Here is a 16,922-nt window from a genome sequence, read left to right on the forward strand (position 1 = left end):
GCATGACCACACCATCCAGTTTGCCCTCCGTACAGAACGAGCCGCCCAAGAATGCGAAGCCGATTGGCACGCGCCTCGGGTTTTCGAACTACATCGGACTGCTCGGCGCGCTCCTCGGCATGATCATTCTGTTTTCGCTGCTGAGTTCGCACTTCCTCACCTACGATACCTTTAGCACGATTGCCAACCAGATTCCGGATCTGGTCGTGATGTCGATCGGCATGACTTTTGTGCTGATTATCGCGGGCATCGATCTGTCGGTGGGTTCGGTGCTGGCGCTCGGCGCGGCGCTCACGAGCGTGGCCGCCTTGCAGTGGCATTGGCCCGCGCTGGCCGCGGCGTTGCTTGGCATGGCCGGCGCCACGTTGACGGGCTGTGTGACGGGCGGGGTGACGGTCGCGTGGCGGATTCCGTCGTTCATCGTCTCGCTCGGCGTGCTCGAAGCGGCGCGCGGTCTTGCGTATCAGTTGACCAATTCGCGCACCGCTTATATTGGGGATGCGTTCGACTTCCTGTCCAACCCGATCGCGTTCGGTATTTCGCCCGCGTTTCTGATCGCTATCGTCGTGATGATCGTCGCGCAGTTCGTGTTGACGCGCACGGTGTTTGGCCGCTATCTGATTGGTATCGGCACGAATGAGGAAGCGGTGCGGCTTGCGGGCGTGAATCCGAAGCCATACAAGATTGCGGTGTTCGCGATGATGGGCCTGTTTTCGGGCCTTGCCGCGTTGTTCCAGATTTCGCGCCTTGAGGCGGCGGACCCGAATGCGGGCCAGGGCATCGAATTGCAGGTGATCGCCGCCGTCGTGATTGGAGGAACGAGTCTGATGGGCGGGCGCGGCTCGGTGACCAGCACCTTCTTTGGTGTGCTGATTATTTCGGTGCTGGCGGCGGGGCTCGCGCAGATTGGTGCGACTGAGCCGACCAAGCGGATCATCACCGGCGCGGTGATTGTCGTAGCCGTCGTGCTGGATACGTATAGAAGTCGGCGTCGGCCTGCGTAATGCGGAGATTCGAATAATCAGCTGATCGACAGGAGAGAGACATGTCGAAAGAAGTGAAGCCGGGCCGGGTGCTCGTGGTGGGCAGCATCAATACCGATCTGGTGGCCCGTTCACCGCACTTGCCACGCCCTGGTGAGACGATCAGCGGACACGAGTTCTCGCAGGTTGCTGGCGGCAAGGGCGGCAACCAGGCGGTGGCCGCTGCGCGCATCGGTGCGCGTGTGGCGATGGTGGGATGCGTCGGCAAAGACGCTAACGGCGCACAGCGGGTCAAGGATCTGGAGACGGAAGGGATCGACTGCGCGAGTATCGAGGTCGATCCTTCGCAACCGACTGGTGTCGCCATCGTAACGGTATCGGACGACGGGCAGAACACCATTGTGGTGGTCGCAGGCAGCAACGGTCAGTTGACACCGGAAGCCGTGGCGCGTCACGAAGCGGCGATCAAGGCGTGCGATGTCGTCGTCTGCCAACTGGAAACGCCCTGGGATTCGGTCCACGCGACGCTCGCCCTCGCGAGGCGGCTTGGCAAGGTGACCGTGCTGAACCCGGCACCCGCGACGGGACCGTTGCCTGCGGAATGGCTGCCACTGATCGACTACCTCGTCCCGAACGAGGTGGAGGCGGCCATCCTGGCGGGCCTGCCAGTCGAATCGCAAAGTGGCGCGCGACGCGCGGCGATGGAGTTGCAACGCGGCGGCACCCGCAACGTGATCGTCACGCTCGGCGGGCAAGGCGCTTATCTGTTACTGGAAGGCGGGGAGGGCACGCATTTCCCTGCGCCACAAGTGCAGGCCGTTGACACCACTGCGGCGGGCGATACGTTCATCGGCGTGTTTGCTGCGCAACTGGCCGCGCGTCAGCCCCTCGACGGTGCGATCAACCTGGCGCAACGCGCTGCCGCCATCTCCGTCACGCGCGCCGGCGCACAGCCGTCCATACCGACCCGTGCGGAAGTGGATAGCGCAGCCTGAAAGGCATGCTTGTGGTGACATGAGGTGGTCTGTGACGCGACCCCGGCCGCCCAACTCTTACGCCACGTGCGCGGTGAAACCACACTGATCCGGCGCGATCTCAGGCCGCAAGACGAGTTCGGGGATCGCATAGGCCCCAGCATTCTGCTGGCGAAATGGAATGGGTGAGGCATTCCCAAGCGTATCGAGACGTTGCCCAAGGGCGTCACACGTTTGCGAGAATCTCGCTTCGTCCATGCGGCCCGTCCGATAGATCACGAATGGCGGCAATACATCGAAGCCGGGGTAATAGAGTATGCCGTGATGGATGGGGAACAGGATGTGATCCATCGGACCGTTGATGCCTCGCGGGCCGTAGTGAGACTCCCATCCACCCGCTGTGACGATCAGCATGGCGCGCTTTCCCGCCAACGTCCCCTCCCCGTAGCGATCGCCCCAGCGGGCGTCGGAGTGCTCGCCCACGCCGTACGCGAAACCGTAGGCATAGACGCGCTCCACCCAACCCTTCAGGATCGCGGGCATCGAGAACCACCACAGCGGAAACTGCAGGATAAGTGTGTCCGCCCATAGCAGTTTCTCCTGCTCGCGTGCAATGTCTTCGCTCTGCAAGCCGTTTTCAAATGCATGCTGCGAATCCTTCGCTGGATCGAAGCGCGTGTCGGTCTTTGTGGCCAGCGTGTCGCCGGCATCGAGCGAGGGCTTCCAGTTCATCGCGTAGAGATCCGAAACCTGCACGACATGTCCGGCGTCCTCAAGATGTTTGATTGAAAAATCCTTCAGCGACCCGTTCAATGATTTGGGTTCGGGATGGGCGTAAACGAAAAGAACATTCATGGCTGAACCTCATTGGTTGGATGAGACCAGCATAGAAGCACCTGAGGTATATTGGAAATGAATATCCAATATGACAGGTATTGCCATGAATAATCTCAGGCGGCTGGACCTTAATCTGCTGGTGACGCTCGACGTTCTGCTTTCGGAACACAACGTGACGCGAGCCGCGGAACGTCTGAACTTTTCCCAGCCGTCCGTCAGCGTGCATCTGGCGAAACTGCGCGATGTGCTCGGAGACCCGTTACTGTTGCCAGGCCCGCGAGGCATGCGGCCCACTGCTCGGGCGGAGGCGTTGCGCGAACCCTTGCGCCAGGCACTGGATGCGCTGGAGCATGCGGTGGCGCCACCGAGTCCGTTCGATCCAGCCGAGGCTAACCATACATGGCGTGTGGCCGCTGCTGATTACGCGGAATCGACGATTGTCCTGCCTGCCTTGGCGGGCTTGCGTTCGGCCGCACCGGGCACCCGGCTGGCCGTGTTGGAGATGGTGCCGTCACGGATAGCGAGGCAAGCGGAGCGCGCAGAGATTGATCTGGCTTTCCATACGAGCGAAGGCGCACCGGAGGCATTACATCGGCGCGTGCTGTTTAAAGAGCGATATGTCCTGGTAGGGCGTGCGGGGCATCCACGCCTGAAGCGCCGCCCCACTCTCGCCCAGTTCTGCGCGCTCGAACATGTGATCGTATCGACCGATGGCGGGGGTTTCCGCGGCATCACTGACGATGTGCTCGCCGAGGCCGGACTGAGCCGTCGGGTAGTCCTCTCCGTACCGCATTTCCTGTTTTTGATGTCGGTTCTCGCGAACAGCGATCTCGTGGCAATGCTGCCCGCGCGTCTGGTTCGCGATACTGGCGCGTTACGGGTTGTGGAGCCGCCAGTCGAGGTGCCTGGCTATGAGATGGCCATGCTTTGGCATGAGCGCTCGCATCGCGACCCGGCACATCAATGGCTGCGCGAGTACATTGCACACTCGCTGTAGCGGCTAGCTGTTAGCCGCAAGAACGAAGTCCACAAATGCGCGCAGCGGCCCTGGCATATGAGCGCGGCTCGGATAGTACAAGAAGGGCCCGCTGAACGATTGCCACCACCCTTCGAGGATCGGCACGAGTGCGCCCTGTTCGATGGCGGGTCGTAGAAATTCATCGAATGAGTAAACGACGCCGAGCCCATCAATCGCCGCGCCGCGCTGCAGTTCTATCACCGATGCAATCAGCGGCCCGTTTGGTTCGATCCGCACGACTTCAGCAGCGCGTTTGAACTCCCATGTTGCCAGCACGCCGCTGTCGAACCGGTGGCCGATACAAGCATGCTTCACCAGCTCGCGCGGATGTCGCGGAACGCCTCGCGCCGCGAGGTACGAAGGCGCGGCCGCGGCCACGAAGTGCTGGACACGTGGGCCGATAGGCACGGCTATCATGTCCCGCTCGAGTCGCTCGTCGTAGCGGATACCGGCGTCGAAGCCCGCCGCGAGAATATCGATAAACGTATCGTTGCTGCCGATCTCCACCGTGATTCCAGGGCTGACGGTCAGAAAGCGCGAGAGCAGCTTGGGCAGGATTTCGCGCGCGGCGATAGTTGGCACGTTCAGACGCAACGTCCCCGTGGGACTTTCGCGAAACAGGTTGACCGTGTCCAGCGCGCTGGCGATCTCGCCAAAGGCAGGCCCGAGTCGCTCGAAGAGCCGCTGACCCGCCTCGGTGGGGGTGACGCTGCGTGTCGTCCGGTTGAGCAGGCGCACGCCGAGTTGGTGTTCGAGGCGGCGCACCGCTTCGCTGAGCGACGAAGGCGAAACCCCTCGCGTAAGCGCCGCGTGCCGGAATCCCCGTGCCTGGGTGACGGCGACGAAAGCTTTCAGATCGGAAAGGTCAGGGTCCTGCATTGTTCGCTATTCCGCACAGGCTATCTGGATTGATGGGGATTATCGCACGCATAAAATGGACCGATACTTCTCTCAACGCGCCACGCTGGCGGCGCATCTACTGAGGAACACGATGAAGCGAGTTCAATTGGGTAAGACGGGTCCGCATACTTCCGCGCTTGGTCTGGGCTGCATGGGGATGTCGGGCATGTATGGCCCGGCCGATCGCGCCGAAAGCATCGCCACGATTCACGCCGCGCTCGAAGCGGGTATCACGCTGCTCGATACCGGCGATTTCTACGGCGCGGGCCACAACGAAATGCTGATTGGCGAGGCGCTGAAAAGCGCGCCTCCGTCGCGCCGCGATGCCGCGATTGTCAGCGTGAAATTCGGTGCGATGCGCGACCCTGCGGGCGGCTGGTCTTTGTCCGATGGGCGCCCGGCGGCTGTGAAGAACTTCCTCGCCTATTCGCTGCAGCGCCTGGGTGTTGACCACATTGATATCTACCGTCCCGCGCGGCTCGATTCGAATGTGCCGATCGAAGACACCGTGGGCGCAATCGCAGACATGATCAAGGCCGGCTATGTGCGGCACGTGGGTCTGTCCGAGGTGGGCGCGGCGACGATCCGTCGAGCCGCAGCGGTCCATCCAGTTTGCGATCTGCAGATCGAGTACTCGCTGATCTCGCGTGGCATCGAAGCGGAGATTTTGCCGGTATGCCGCGAGTTGGGCATCGGCGTTACGGCGTATGGAGTGCTGTCGCGTGGCTTGATTAGCGGACACTGGCGTAAAGAGTCCGCAGGCAAAGGCGATTTTCGCGCGATGAGCCCGCGTTTTCAGGGCGACAATGTCGATCACAACCTCACGCTCGTCGAGGCGCTGCGCAAGGTGGCCGACGCTAAAGGTGTCTCGGTCGCGCAAATCGCAATTGCATGGGTCGCCGCGCAAGGCGACGATATCGTGCCATTGGTTGGCGCGCGCCGACGCGACCGGCTGACCGAAGCGCTCGGCGCGACGAATGTAAAGCTCAGCGCGGAGGATCTCGCCGCAATCGCGCAGGCCGTGCCGCACGGAGCCGCAGCGGGAGAGCGCTATGCGGCGGCGCAGATGGCGCGTCTCGATAGCGAGAACGGAAGTCACTGAAACGCAGGTCAGTGTGTAAGATCGGGGCCACGGTGCCCCGATTTGCTGTGGCACCCGCCCAACACATCGCTAAAATATCGCAGCACGTATCACACGCATTCACCGCCCCACGCCCGTCCTGCCTCAATCCCCGTTATTTCACAATATTGAAAATTAGAATTTCAATGGGGACTCATTTTTCGACATTAAGACGTCCGATATATTTTCGCCGTGGACGCTGATCTCGCCGTGCACGAACGCTGATTAATGTTTGCACGCCCAGATTGTGCCAATCCCCCACGGTGTTCGATTCGCGAGGCATCTCGCAGCGTAGTTAATCGAAACCAATATCTCTACTCGGACAATACATCATGAAAAAAACAATTCTTGCCGCCGCCTCTCTCGCAGCCATGACGTCGATCGCCCATGCACAAAGCAGCGTGACCCTGTACGGCGCGTTGGATACCAGCATTGCGTATTTCAGCAACCAGCAAGGCACCAACCATTCGGGTGGCACGTTCCAGATGGCGGCCGGCAATCTCTCGCCGAACCTGTTCGGCTTTAAGGGCACGGAAGATCTGGGCGGCGGTCTGTCGGCCATCTTCAAGTTGGAAAGCGGCTTTAACATCGACAACGGCAAGCAGGGCCAAGGCGGCAAAATCTTCGGCCGCACCGCGATGGTGGGCCTCTCTGGCGCGAGCACGGGCACTGTCACGATCGGTCGTCAATACGATCCGCTGATCGACCTGATTCAACCGCTGACCAACGACGACGCGTTTGGTCCGACCTTCGCGACGCCTGGCGACATGGATAACTACGACAATAGTTATCGCACCAACAACTCGATCAAGTACACCACGCCGAACTTCGCAGGCCTGCAGGCATCTGCGATGTACGCGTTTGGCGGCGTGCCTGGCAGCGTCGGAAGCGGCCAGACCTATGCAGCCGCCGTGTCGTATAACCACGGTCCGTTCGGCCTGGGCGCCGGCTATTTCCACGCCAACAGCGATCACGGCACGTCAGCCTCGTTCGACGGTCTGAACCCGGATGCAACCGACTTCGCAGTCGATTCGGTCGCAACGACCGGCGCATTCGTCTCCGCGAACTCGATGCAGATCATCCGGGCTGCAGGCGACTACCAGTTCCGCAACTTCACGTTTGGCGTGTCGTATAGCAACGTGCAGTACAACAACTACGCAACGTCGTTCGGTAACCAGAACAACACGAAGTTCAACACCGGACAGGCTTTCGTGAACTACCAGGTGACGCCGGCCATGCTGCTTGGCGTGGGCTACGACTACACCAAGGGTAGCGGCAACAACGTTACGGTCGCTTATAACCAGTTCAGCTTTGGTGCGGACTACTTCCTGTCCAAGCGCACGGACATCTACGCGCTGGCGGGTTACCAGAAGGCTTCGGGTAACACCATTGATGCGTCGACGGGTGATGTGGTCGCAGCAGTGGCATCGATGGGCGACTTTGGCAACGACGCTTCCAACAACAAGCAGGCTATGGGCATGGTCGGTATCCGTCACAAGTTCTAAGCATGCGTGATGTGTGGCGAACGTTGGGTATTTGACGCTCGTTCGCTTAATGCTTGTGGTTGCGAAACCCGCCTGAAATCAGGCGGGTTTTTTTATTTGTCGCGTGCGTTGGAGGGCCGTCGTCGCTACGACATTGCTGCGATTCCCGCGTTTTCGATCTCTCGAATCGAATGGCAAATGTAATCTCGACGCGACCGAACGGCATCTGACAAAGTTTTACAGACTCGCGAATTCTGCGGTGCTATTGTCGTCGACGATGGCGAGCGGCGATCTGCCATCAGCGCGCGTGATGTCCCCGCAGTCCGGCATGTACCGAGTACGTGCTTAACAACGGAACAAGACCTGCGAAGCAGTATCGCCGTTGGGAAATGCCACTGGAAGGAGCGACGGCAGCGTTGCAGCGCTCCTTGAGATTTACGAAGTCGTTCAACCGACGTTCAACATATACGGTGATAGCCATGGGAATTCTGGATACGGTAGGTGAAATCGCAGGCGCAGTGGCGGCAGTCGAAGCCACGGAGAAGGTCGATCCGGAAGCAGGCTTGTTGACCAAGGGCATCGCTGCGGTCGCTGGCTTCAAGGGAGCCGGTGCGCTCGAATCGCTCGTCGAAAAGAAAGAAGACGGCGCCGACACGCCAGCGCCCGATGCGGATAGCGACAGCGCTGCATCGCAAGCCTGATTTCGTATTTTTCCAGGCCAGTTGCGGATGCGGCTGGCCTGGGTTGGCTGCATCCTGCGTATCTTCGTTAGCTTCGCCCCCGCCTCACCCCTTAGCCTGCCATTGATCGTTGCCGCAGTCATTGCGCAACGCATTCTGCTTATCGCCTGAACCGTCCGCTGATTGTCTGAAGCCATCATCCCAAGCGAGGCTTTCGCACGCCCTTCGTTTAGACTGACGACCTCGTCAATGACCACTCAACCAACACAACGCAATGCAACGGCGACGTGGTCGACATGCCCATACAAGGAGACGGACGGATGTCTGCGCGAAACGCTGCACTGAGTTTGCTGGTGGCAGGGCTCGCTTCCACGAGCGTTCACGCGAAAACCCTCTGCACGGTGATCGCAGACGCCAACACTTCACAGACGCTCGTCCAGCAGGGCGATTGCAGTACGCGCGTTACGCCGGCGTCGACATTCAAAATCGCGATCAGTTTGATGGGCTTCGATTCAGGCTTTCTGAAAGACGAGCACGCGCCTGCCTTGCCCTATCGCACAGGTTACGTGGATTGGGGTGGCGAAGTTTGGCGTCAGCCGACGGACCCGGCCCGCTGGATCAAGTACTCAGTGGTCTGGTTCTCTGAGCAGGTGACGCAATCGCTCGGTCAGCAGCGTTTCCAGAACTACGCCACGGCGTTCCAGTACGGCAACGAGGATGTGTCCGGAGACCCCGGCAAGCGTAACGGCGTAATGGGCTCATGGATCGATTCGTCATTGAGGATCTCGTCGCTGGAGCAGGTATCGTTTTTGAAGAAAGTCGTGAACAGGCAGTTGCCGGTCACGCCCATGCATTCGACATGACCGAGCGCATCACGGAAGTGACGACGCTGCCGGACGGTTGGGATATCCACGGTAAGACAGGCATGGGGTCGCCTGGAACCGCAGGAGCATTCGATCGGGCGCATGCATATGGCTGGTTTGTGGGTTGGGCGAGGAAGGGTTCACGCACACTCGTGTTTGCACGTCTGATACAGGACGAGAAGGTTGAAGAGGGTCCGGCGGGAGTACGGGCGCGCGACGCGTTCTTGCAGGCATGGCCCACGCTGGTGGATTCGGCGGCACCGTAGCCGCAGTACGTTCGTGTGTCTGAGCAAACTTCAGCGGGAGCATGGGCCCGAGATTCGCCAATCCGCTTTTTGACGAGTACCCTAGGCATATTGCACCACGGCCCATGAGGGAGCCATGCCCGTTCTCGGATTCGCCCATTACAACCTGCGCGGCAATCGCGCGACGCTCGATACGCTGCGTGATTTCTACGTACAGGTGGTCGGCTTGCGACTAGGCGATCGGCCACCATTCAATAACTTCGGATACTGGCTCTACATCGGCGAGCGCGATGTGCTGCATCTCACGGAAGCCTCGCCCAACGAGGAGCGCCCCGCACACGTCACGAATACATTCGATCATGTCGCATTCGTATGCGCGGATATGCCGTCATTCGAAGCGCGTCTGCAGGCGCTCAACGTGCGCTATCGGCTGGACCATGTCCCGCTGACGGGGCAGCAGCAACTATTCTTTCTGGACCCGGTGGGCAACGGGGTGGAACTGAACTTCGCGGAAGTCGATCGTTGACGTTCGTTTCCAGGTACCTGTCAACGGGTCAGCATTGAGGTAAAGATGGAAGTCATGTTGCAGTTCCAGTTGAGGATAACTGTATCGGATGAACTCGCTGCGGCATTACGCAGCGATCCGTTAGCGCACTCGTATCCCGCGCTTCATGAGGTTTTGCGCAACGGCGAGGCATCCTTGAAATGTCAGTTCGATGCGTTTGCGGACTACGTGAGCGAGGCCGAACGTCTTGGTCCCGAGAATTTTCCGCTATACGAATGGACCCGCCAAACCATCGCCAATCCGGAAAAACAAGCCAAATATCTGCGCTCGTTTTCGGTCTACGTGAAGGGTGAAGAAGTCTATGGCAAAGCGATTGCCGATCTGCTGCAAGCGGACTTGTCGGCGCTCGTTGGCAACCATGGGATCGAAAAGCTGTTCAGGTACGACACGAACCCAGCGAACAATCCGCAGCCGCCATCCCGCTGACGGCACGGCTGTGCCGTACTCGGTTATGCGAGTTGAATAGCCGCCCTTTCTTTCTCTGCTTCCCCGATTTATTCTCACGTTCGCACCAGGCGCTTTCGGACTTGTCACCAAACCGGGAGAAGTACTTGCTAACGCTAGACACACCAGACGGTTTCGACGAAGCCATGTCGCAACTCTTGCGGGAATGGAATGCGCCAGGTTTCGGCGTGAGCGTGGTCGTTGATGGTGTGCCGGTTCTTGCCAAGGGCTATGGCTACCGCGATTGGGAAAACCGCTTGCCGTTCGATTCGCAAACGCTCTTTCCGATTGCGTCGAATACCAAACTGTTCGTCGCGATCGCTGCGGGGCTGTTGGTCGAGGAGGGCAAACTGACTTATGACGGTCCGCTGCGCGAAATGGTGCCGACACTGCAACTCTATGACGACGCGCTCACGAACAGCGTCACGTTGCGCGATCTGCTGGCGCATCGAACGGGTATCACGCGTCACGACATGATGACGTCGAACGCCAAGATCAGCCTGAAAGAGATTTTCGATCGCCTGCGTTTCATGAAACCAGCGGCCGGCTTGCGCGAGCGGTTCATCTACAACAACGTGATGTACTTCGCGGTTGGCCACATCATCGAATTGTTGAGCGGACAGACGTGGACCGATTTCGTGCGCGAACGGATTCTCGTACCTGCCGGCATGCACGATACGTCCTTCCGGCTCGCAGATCTGCTCGATCGCGATAACCTCGCGAAGCCCTTTACCGCGCGCAGCGACACTCAGCAAATGCGCAAGCTCGGCTGGGAACTCAGAGACGATCCGCCGCGCCCGTCGGGTGGCATGGTATCGACGCTTGACGACATGGCGCGTTGGGTCGCGGTGCTGATGAATGGCGGCAAGGCCGGCGATGCTCAAGTCGTTCCGTCGAGCGTATTGCGTGAAACGATGGCACCGGCGATACCGTTGCCCAATGACATGGCGGAAGCGCACGACTGGTGGGAGTCGCTCAACGGCACATACGGACTCGGGCGGCATACCAATGTCTATCGCGGCCATTTGCTTGCCTGGCACGGCGGCGGAATTCGCGCTTACCATTCATTGGTCTCACTGATGCCAAGAGAGCGCATTGGCGCGAGTGTGTTCGTGATCGGCGACCATTGCGGTTCTTTGCGGGACGTGATCTCTTTCCAGATCTATGAGCGTCTGCTGGGTATGGATTTGACGCCGTGGAGCCAACGGATTCGCGATCTGGTGAGCGCCGGCAGGAAAGCGATGTCGACGGCGAGCAAAAGCCGCAATGTGGACAAGGTCGAGAACACGCAACCGTCGCATGCGCTTGAGGACTACACGGGACGCTATGCACACCCAGCCTATGGCACGTTTACCGTTACAACGGGCGCCGAGGGTCTGCGTCTGCAATTCCGTGACGACGATTTGCGCCTCACCCATTACCACTATGATCGCTTCGATACCCGCAGCACCGATGAGGAGACGGGCTCGCGCTGGCGGATCAATTTCCTCTCCAACCACGAGGGCGACATTGATCGCTTCGTGACCAAGGTCGTCGAAAACGAAGTGGTTTTTTTGCGCCAGCCGGATGTGCTAAATGCATCTGAAATGAGCCGCCTCGTCGGCACTTATGAAGGCCTGACGGGTTTTCGGGTCGAGATCGTGCAACGTGCCGGGGGCACAGTGTGGTTGCAGGCGCCCGGCCAACCCGACGCCCAATTGATGCCCGGCCGCAAACGGACCTACCGCGTCGGGGATACGCCCGGCGCCACATTCGAGTTTGTCGAGAACGACGGCATCGTGGTTTCGCTCGATCAAATGACGGCGACGGGCCGGTTCGTCAACCGCAAGCTCTAGGCGCGGTCGTGGCGCGCCGCATCACAACGCTATGCCACGACAACCGCTATGCTATGCGTTCCGCTTACCCAAGGACCTTCTTATGAAAACGACACCAGGATCAATGATCACCTTTCGTCGCCCTGACGGCCAGGAAGTGCAAGGCTATCTCGCCAAACCGGAAAAAACGCAGGGCGCACCCGCCATTGTGGTGATTCAGGAATGGTGGGGCTTGAACGACCAGATCCGCGGTGTGGCGGACCGCCTCGCGCGGTGCGGCTATCTGGCGCTCGTGCCCGACCTGTATCGCGGCAAAGCGACCGTCGAGGAGGAAGAGGCGCACCATCTGATGGATGCGCTCGATTTCGGCGACGCAGCCTCGCAGGACATTCACGGCGCGGTCACGTATCTGAAGCAGCACGCAGAACGCGTTGCGGTGACCGGTTACTGCATGGGCGGCGCGCTGACGTTGCTGGCGCTGGGCCAGATTCCGGAAATTGCCGCGGGCGTCGTGTGGTACGGCCACCCGCCGGTCGACTACATCAACGCGGCGAACATCAAGGTACCGGTGCTGGCGCAGTGGGCTACGCAAGATGAGTTTTTCCCGCCCGACTCCGTTGCAGCGGTCGAAGCGAAGCTGCGCGATGCCGGTGTCGCGCTGGAATCGCACCATTACCTCGCGCACCACGGGTTCGCTAACGAGACGGCGATGGGTCCGGGCCGTATTTCCCGCACGCAGTTCGATCCGGTCTGGGCTCAACAGGCCTGGGATCGAGCGTTGACTTTCTTTGGACGCACGTTGTGGACGCAAGGCAAGTAGTCTGATTTTTCCCACCGGCTGCCGTCGCTGTGGGCATAAGAGCCTGCCTTGGCTCGCCAGGAATGAACGACCGTCGCGATCCACTTGTCTGACCGGTGCGCTTGTTTGCAACTTCGCATATCGCAGCCCAAACTGTGATGTGCCACGCCACCAGGCGTTTCATAACTGCTTGAACGACCGGTAGCCGTTTCGTTCCCGGTATCGCACGTAAGGAGTGAAAGATGCAGCTAGGCATGATTGGATTGGGGCGCATGGGCGCCGACATGGTGCGTCGTCTGACTGCCGGTGGTCAGACGTGCGTGGTCTACGACGTGCAGGCCGCGGCAGTGGAGAAACTCAAGCAGGACGGCGTCGACGGAGCTACTACGCTCGAAGATTTTGTCAAGAAGCTGGCCAAGCCGCGTGCGGTCTGGTTGATGGTGCCTGCCGCGGTAGTCGACAAGACGCTCGCGCAACTGACGCCGTTGCTCGAACCGGGCGATATCGTCATCGACGGCGGCAACTCGTTTTACCGGGACGATATACGGCGCGGCAAGGAACTGGGCGCGAAGCAGCTTCACTATGTGGATGTCGGCACGAGCGGCGGCGTCGCGGGCCGCGAACGTGGCTATTGCCTGATGATTGGCGGCGAGAAAGCGGTGGTCGAGCGACTCGGACCAATCTTTTCGACGCTGGCGCCAGGTCCTGGGGCGGAGAGCCCCACCCCCGGGCGTAGCGCGGGCGCGGGCACGGCCGATCACGGTTACTTGCATTGTGGACCGCAAGGCGCGGGACACTTCGTCAAGATGGTTCACAACGGCATCGAATACGGGATCATGGCGGCCTACGCAGAGGGCATGAACGTCCTTCATAACGCGAACGCCGGCAAACTGACGCAAGAGATCGACGCTGAGACCTCGCCGTTGCGCAGCCCAGAGTTTTACCAGTACGACCTGGACTTGCCTGAGATCTCGGAAGTGTGGCGGCGCGGCAGCGTGATCGGCTCATGGCTGCTTGATCTGATCGCGTCTTCGCTGGCGGGCGATGCCACCCTCAAGGAGTACACGGGGCGCGTCTCCGATTCGGGCGAAGGGCGTTGGACTGTCGAAGCAGCAATCGACGAGGGCGTCCCCGTACCGGTGTTGAGCGCCGCACTTTTCGAGCGCTTCAGCTCACGCGGGAACGACGATTACGCCAACCGGGTGATGTCGGCGATGCGGCACGATTTCGGCGGTCACCTGGAAAAAACGGCGGCCAAGCCGGACAAGGCGTAGGGGTTCAGGCGTTCAGGTGCTCAATGCGCGAGTTGCCGCCGTGCCGGGCCTTCAGGCCTGTGCGGCGGTGCTTGTCGCGTCATGGCAGCAAAGGCGCTGGTGGCAGGTCGGTCGCACTTTGCAGGATACAATTCGGCAGCGCCTAATTTGTCCCATACCGACCTGATCCATCCATGCCGAATCCGAACCGGGCCTTCCTGCTTGGCCCGCTGCTAAAAGGCGTCTCACGTTCCTTCTACCTCACGCTGCGTATCCTGCCTCCCGGCATGCGCGACCCTGTCGGGCTCGCGTATCTGCTGGCGCGGGCCGCGGATACGATTGCCGATACCCCGCTGATTCCGCCTGAGCAGCGCCTTGAGTTGCTGCTGGCGCTGCGCGCCCAGGTCAATGGCGCTGACAACCAAAGCGCGTTCCTGCAGCGCATGGCGGGTGAAGTAGCGGTGCAGCAAACGCATTCGGATGAAAAAGTGCTGCTGGAGTCGCTTGGGCCTGCGCTTGGCGTGTTGTCGCAGTTGGATGAATCCGATCGCGAGGCCGTGCGCGGAATTGTGACGACGCTGACGCAGGGCATGGAATTCGACCTACGCACCTTCCCCGACGAGCAGTCCGGGCAGATCGTTGCGCTTCGCGAACTCGCTGAACTGGATCGCTATACGTACCTGGTTGCCGGTTGCGTCGGCGAGTTCTGGACCAGCATGACCTACGCCCATATGCCGGGCACGCTCAAAGAGACGCCTGAAACGATGCAGGCCCGTGGCGTTCGATTCGGCAAGGCGCTGCAAATGACCAACGTGCTGCGCGATTGTGGCAAGGATTTGCGCATTGGCCGCTGTTATCTGCCGGGCGTCATGCTCGATCGGTTCGGCCTGACGCCGCAGGACCTGCTCGCGCCGTCCAGTTCGTTGAGGGCCCAACCGCTGCTGTTCGAACTCGTGCGCATGACGCTGGAGCACTTCCGCGCAGCGGTCGACTACACGCTCGCGATCCCCGCTTTCTCGGTTCGCCTGAGGCTGGCCTGTTTGTGGCCGGTGCTGATCGGACTCGAAACGCTGCTATTGCTCGTGCACAACGACAATTGGCTCGATCCCGCGCAGGTCTCCAAGGTTCAACGCAACAAGGTGTACCAGGTGATTGCCGGATCGATACCGCTAGTGGTGTCAGATGCTCTGCTGCGCCGCTGGACTGGGGGCCTGATGACGCGAATCGAAGCGCGGCTCGTTCGCTGACTGTCGTAGCGCCGTCGGGGCCAATATCGAAGAAATACGCATGACGTCACGTGTTTTTGCGAAGTTTTCACATCTCGTCACGTTTCCACCGGCCGGGCGATGGCATGATAACGGCCTCACGACCTCATCCATCTGCCCGCCCCAACATGTCGAATCTGATCGTACATGGCGGCCTCCCGCTACGCGGCGAGATTACGCCATCCGCCAATAAAAACGCTGTTCTGCCCATTCTTTGCGCCACGCTGCTGACCAATCAACCCTTGAGTCTGATCGGCGTGCCGGAGATCACCGACGTCAAGAAGATTCTGGACATCTTCCGGATGCTCGGCAGCGAAGTGTCGATGAATTTCACCACCGGTATCCTCGAACTGCATCACCATGCCACCGCGTTCGATCCCGTTACGCACAAGCTGCCGGAGGAGATGCGCTCGTCGATCATGCTCGTGCCGCCGTTGCTGGCGCGTTTCGGTGTGGCGCGGCTGGAAAACGACGTCAAAGGCTGCACGCTGGGCGTGCGTGAAATCGATCCGCACGTCGAGGTGTTCGAGCGTTTCGGCGCACGGGTGTCGCGTACCGCCGATTCGCTGATCGTGCGCGCCGACAAACAGATGGCGCCAAACGATCACTGGCTGGACTACGCATCGGTCACGACCACCGAGAACTTCGTGCTGTGCGCGGCTGCGGCCCACGGTACGTCGACGCTGGTCAATGCGGCTTCGGAGCCGCACGTCCAGGAGTTTTGTCGTTTCCTCGCCATGCTCGGCGTGACGATTGAAGGCATCGGTACTTCACGGCTGAGCGTGGCCGGCGGCGAGAAGCTGGGTGGCGGGGAATTCCGCTTTAGCGAAGATTTTCACGAAATCGCTACTTTTCTGGCGCTCGGGGCGATCACCGGTGGCGACATCGCGGTCAAAAATACGGCCCCGGAGCAGTTTCCACTGATCGACCGGACCTTCGCCAAGTTCGGCGTGAGCGTGGTACATCGGGATGGCTGGTCGCATACGGTTCGCGACGGTGCGCTGAAGGTGCGCCGTCCGTTTACGCAGAACATCCTCACCAAGGTCGAGGCGGCACCGTGGCCTTATCTGCCGGTGGATCTGTTACCCATCTTTATCGCCCTCGGCGTGAAGGCCGAAGGCAGCGCGATGTTCTGGAACAAGGTCTATGACGGTGCGATGGGTTGGACAGGCGAGCTCTCCAAGTTCGGCGCGCACGTGTTCCTGTCGGACCCGCATCGGCTGATCACATTCGGTGGGTTGCCGCTGAGTCCTGCACGGGTGGAGAGTCCGTACATCATCCGGGTGGCGATTGCGCTGTTGATGGTCGCAGCCAGCATTGAGGGGCGCTCGGAAATCATGAACGCGCTGCCGATTCGCCGCGCCCACCCGCATTTCGTCGAGAACCTGCGTTCGGTCGGCGCTAACGTCGAATGGACCAGCAGCGAGTGATGACATGGCGCGGCTCAAGCGCTGCGCCTTCTCTACGCTGCCGGACCCTGTTGCACCCCAATCACTGCACTACGTAGCCGCGCCCTTGCATGCAGACGCCATAGGCGCGCCAATAGCGCGTCATTGGCGGTTCGGGTGGCGGGGGCGGGGGCAGCTTGACTTCGGCCTCGGTGGTGCCTTGCGCGTCGCTGGCACCGCTCGTGTCGGTTTTCGCGAGCGTGTCGCTGGCGGGCATGGCCGGCGTGCCC

General features: G+C 60.5%; 15 protein-coding genes and 2 pseudogenes. 14 read left to right on the forward strand and 3 right to left on the reverse strand.

Annotated features, from left to right (window positions below; translation table 11 throughout):
* The first annotated feature begins 2 nt into the window (after positions 1-2).
* Positions 3-1,004 carry an ABC transporter permease gene (locus tag WCA85_RS11400; RefSeq protein ID WP_424063885.1) on the forward strand — a complete coding sequence of 334 codons (1,002 nt, stop codon included), beginning with the start codon at positions 3-5 and terminating at the stop codon, positions 1,002-1,004.
* Between the two features lie 41 nt (positions 1,005-1,045).
* Positions 1,046-1,978 carry a ribokinase gene (gene rbsK / locus WCA85_RS11405; protein ID WP_424063887.1) on the forward strand — a complete coding sequence of 311 codons (933 nt, stop codon included), beginning with the start codon at positions 1,046-1,048 and terminating at the stop codon, positions 1,976-1,978.
* Positions 1,979-2,035: 57 nt separating this feature from the next.
* Here the strand turns inward: rbsK and WCA85_RS11410 are convergent, their stop codons facing one another.
* Complete coding sequence (locus tag WCA85_RS11410; RefSeq protein ID WP_424063889.1) at positions 2,036-2,812, reverse strand: NAD(P)H-dependent oxidoreductase; 777 nt, start codon at positions 2,810-2,812, stop codon at positions 2,036-2,038.
* Between the two features lie 70 nt (positions 2,813-2,882).
* Here WCA85_RS11410 and WCA85_RS11415 point away from each other — a divergent pair, with 70 nt between their 5' ends.
* Complete coding sequence (locus WCA85_RS11415) at positions 2,883-3,791, forward strand: LysR family transcriptional regulator (RefSeq protein WP_424063891.1); 909 nt, start codon at positions 2,883-2,885, stop codon at positions 3,789-3,791.
* Between the two features lie 3 nt (positions 3,792-3,794).
* Here WCA85_RS11415 and WCA85_RS11420 read toward each other — a convergent pair whose 3' ends face one another.
* Complete coding sequence (locus WCA85_RS11420) at positions 3,795-4,691, reverse strand: LysR family transcriptional regulator (RefSeq protein ID WP_424063893.1); 897 nt, start codon at positions 4,689-4,691, stop codon at positions 3,795-3,797.
* 112 nt (positions 4,692-4,803) lie between these two features.
* Between WCA85_RS11420 and WCA85_RS11425 the strand changes: the two genes are divergently transcribed.
* The 11 genes and pseudogenes from WCA85_RS11425 to WCA85_RS11475 all read left to right on the forward strand — a co-directional run bounded on the left by WCA85_RS11425 (position 4,804) and on the right by WCA85_RS11475 (position 16,674).
* Complete coding sequence (locus WCA85_RS11425) at positions 4,804-5,814, forward strand: aldo/keto reductase (RefSeq protein ID WP_424063895.1); 1,011 nt, start codon at positions 4,804-4,806, stop codon at positions 5,812-5,814.
* Positions 5,815-6,164: 350 nt separating this feature from the next.
* The gene (locus WCA85_RS11430; RefSeq protein WP_424063897.1) at positions 6,165-7,337 is read left to right on the forward strand and encodes a porin; all 1,173 of its coding nucleotides are present in this window, start codon (positions 6,165-6,167) and stop codon (positions 7,335-7,337) included.
* A gap of 458 nt (positions 7,338-7,795) precedes the next feature.
* Complete coding sequence (locus WCA85_RS11435) at positions 7,796-8,017, forward strand: hypothetical protein (RefSeq protein ID WP_424063899.1); 222 nt, start codon at positions 7,796-7,798, stop codon at positions 8,015-8,017.
* 299 nt (positions 8,018-8,316) lie between these two features.
* Positions 8,317-9,125: pseudogene (gene blaOXA, locus WCA85_RS11440) on the forward strand (class D beta-lactamase).
* 115 nt (positions 9,126-9,240) lie between these two features.
* Entirely contained in the window at positions 9,241-9,630 is a 390-nt protein-coding gene (locus WCA85_RS11445; RefSeq protein WP_424063901.1) for a VOC family protein, read from the forward strand.
* 45 nt (positions 9,631-9,675) lie between these two features.
* Positions 9,676-10,095, forward strand: a complete 420-nt coding sequence (locus tag WCA85_RS11450; protein ID WP_424063902.1) for a hypothetical protein — start codon at positions 9,676-9,678, stop codon at positions 10,093-10,095.
* A gap of 125 nt (positions 10,096-10,220) precedes the next feature.
* Positions 10,221-11,948: a serine hydrolase gene (locus WCA85_RS11455; protein ID WP_424063904.1), complete on the forward strand. Its 1,728-nt coding sequence runs from the start codon at positions 10,221-10,223 to the stop codon at positions 11,946-11,948.
* A gap of 82 nt (positions 11,949-12,030) precedes the next feature.
* Complete coding sequence (locus WCA85_RS11460) at positions 12,031-12,747, forward strand: dienelactone hydrolase family protein (RefSeq protein ID WP_424063905.1); 717 nt, start codon at positions 12,031-12,033, stop codon at positions 12,745-12,747.
* A gap of 221 nt (positions 12,748-12,968) precedes the next feature.
* Entirely contained in the window at positions 12,969-14,000 is a 1,032-nt protein-coding gene (gene gnd / locus WCA85_RS11465) for a phosphogluconate dehydrogenase (NAD(+)-dependent, decarboxylating) (protein ID WP_424063907.1), read from the forward strand.
* 173 nt (positions 14,001-14,173) lie between these two features.
* Positions 14,174-15,226, forward strand: a complete 1,053-nt coding sequence (locus tag WCA85_RS11470) for a phytoene/squalene synthase family protein (protein ID WP_424063909.1) — start codon at positions 14,174-14,176, stop codon at positions 15,224-15,226.
* Positions 15,227-15,372: 146 nt separating this feature from the next.
* Complete coding sequence (locus tag WCA85_RS11475; RefSeq protein WP_424063910.1) at positions 15,373-16,674, forward strand: UDP-N-acetylglucosamine 1-carboxyvinyltransferase; 1,302 nt, start codon at positions 15,373-15,375, stop codon at positions 16,672-16,674.
* Positions 16,675-16,735: 61 nt separating this feature from the next.
* Here the strand turns inward: WCA85_RS11475 and WCA85_RS11480 are convergent.
* A pseudogene (locus WCA85_RS11480) lies at positions 16,736-16,922 on the reverse strand (hypothetical protein); the annotation flags it as partial.

It is taken from the genome of Paraburkholderia sp., from assembly GCF_049581445.1.
In the GTDB taxonomy this organism is placed as follows: domain Bacteria; phylum Pseudomonadota; class Gammaproteobacteria; order Burkholderiales; family Burkholderiaceae; genus Paraburkholderia.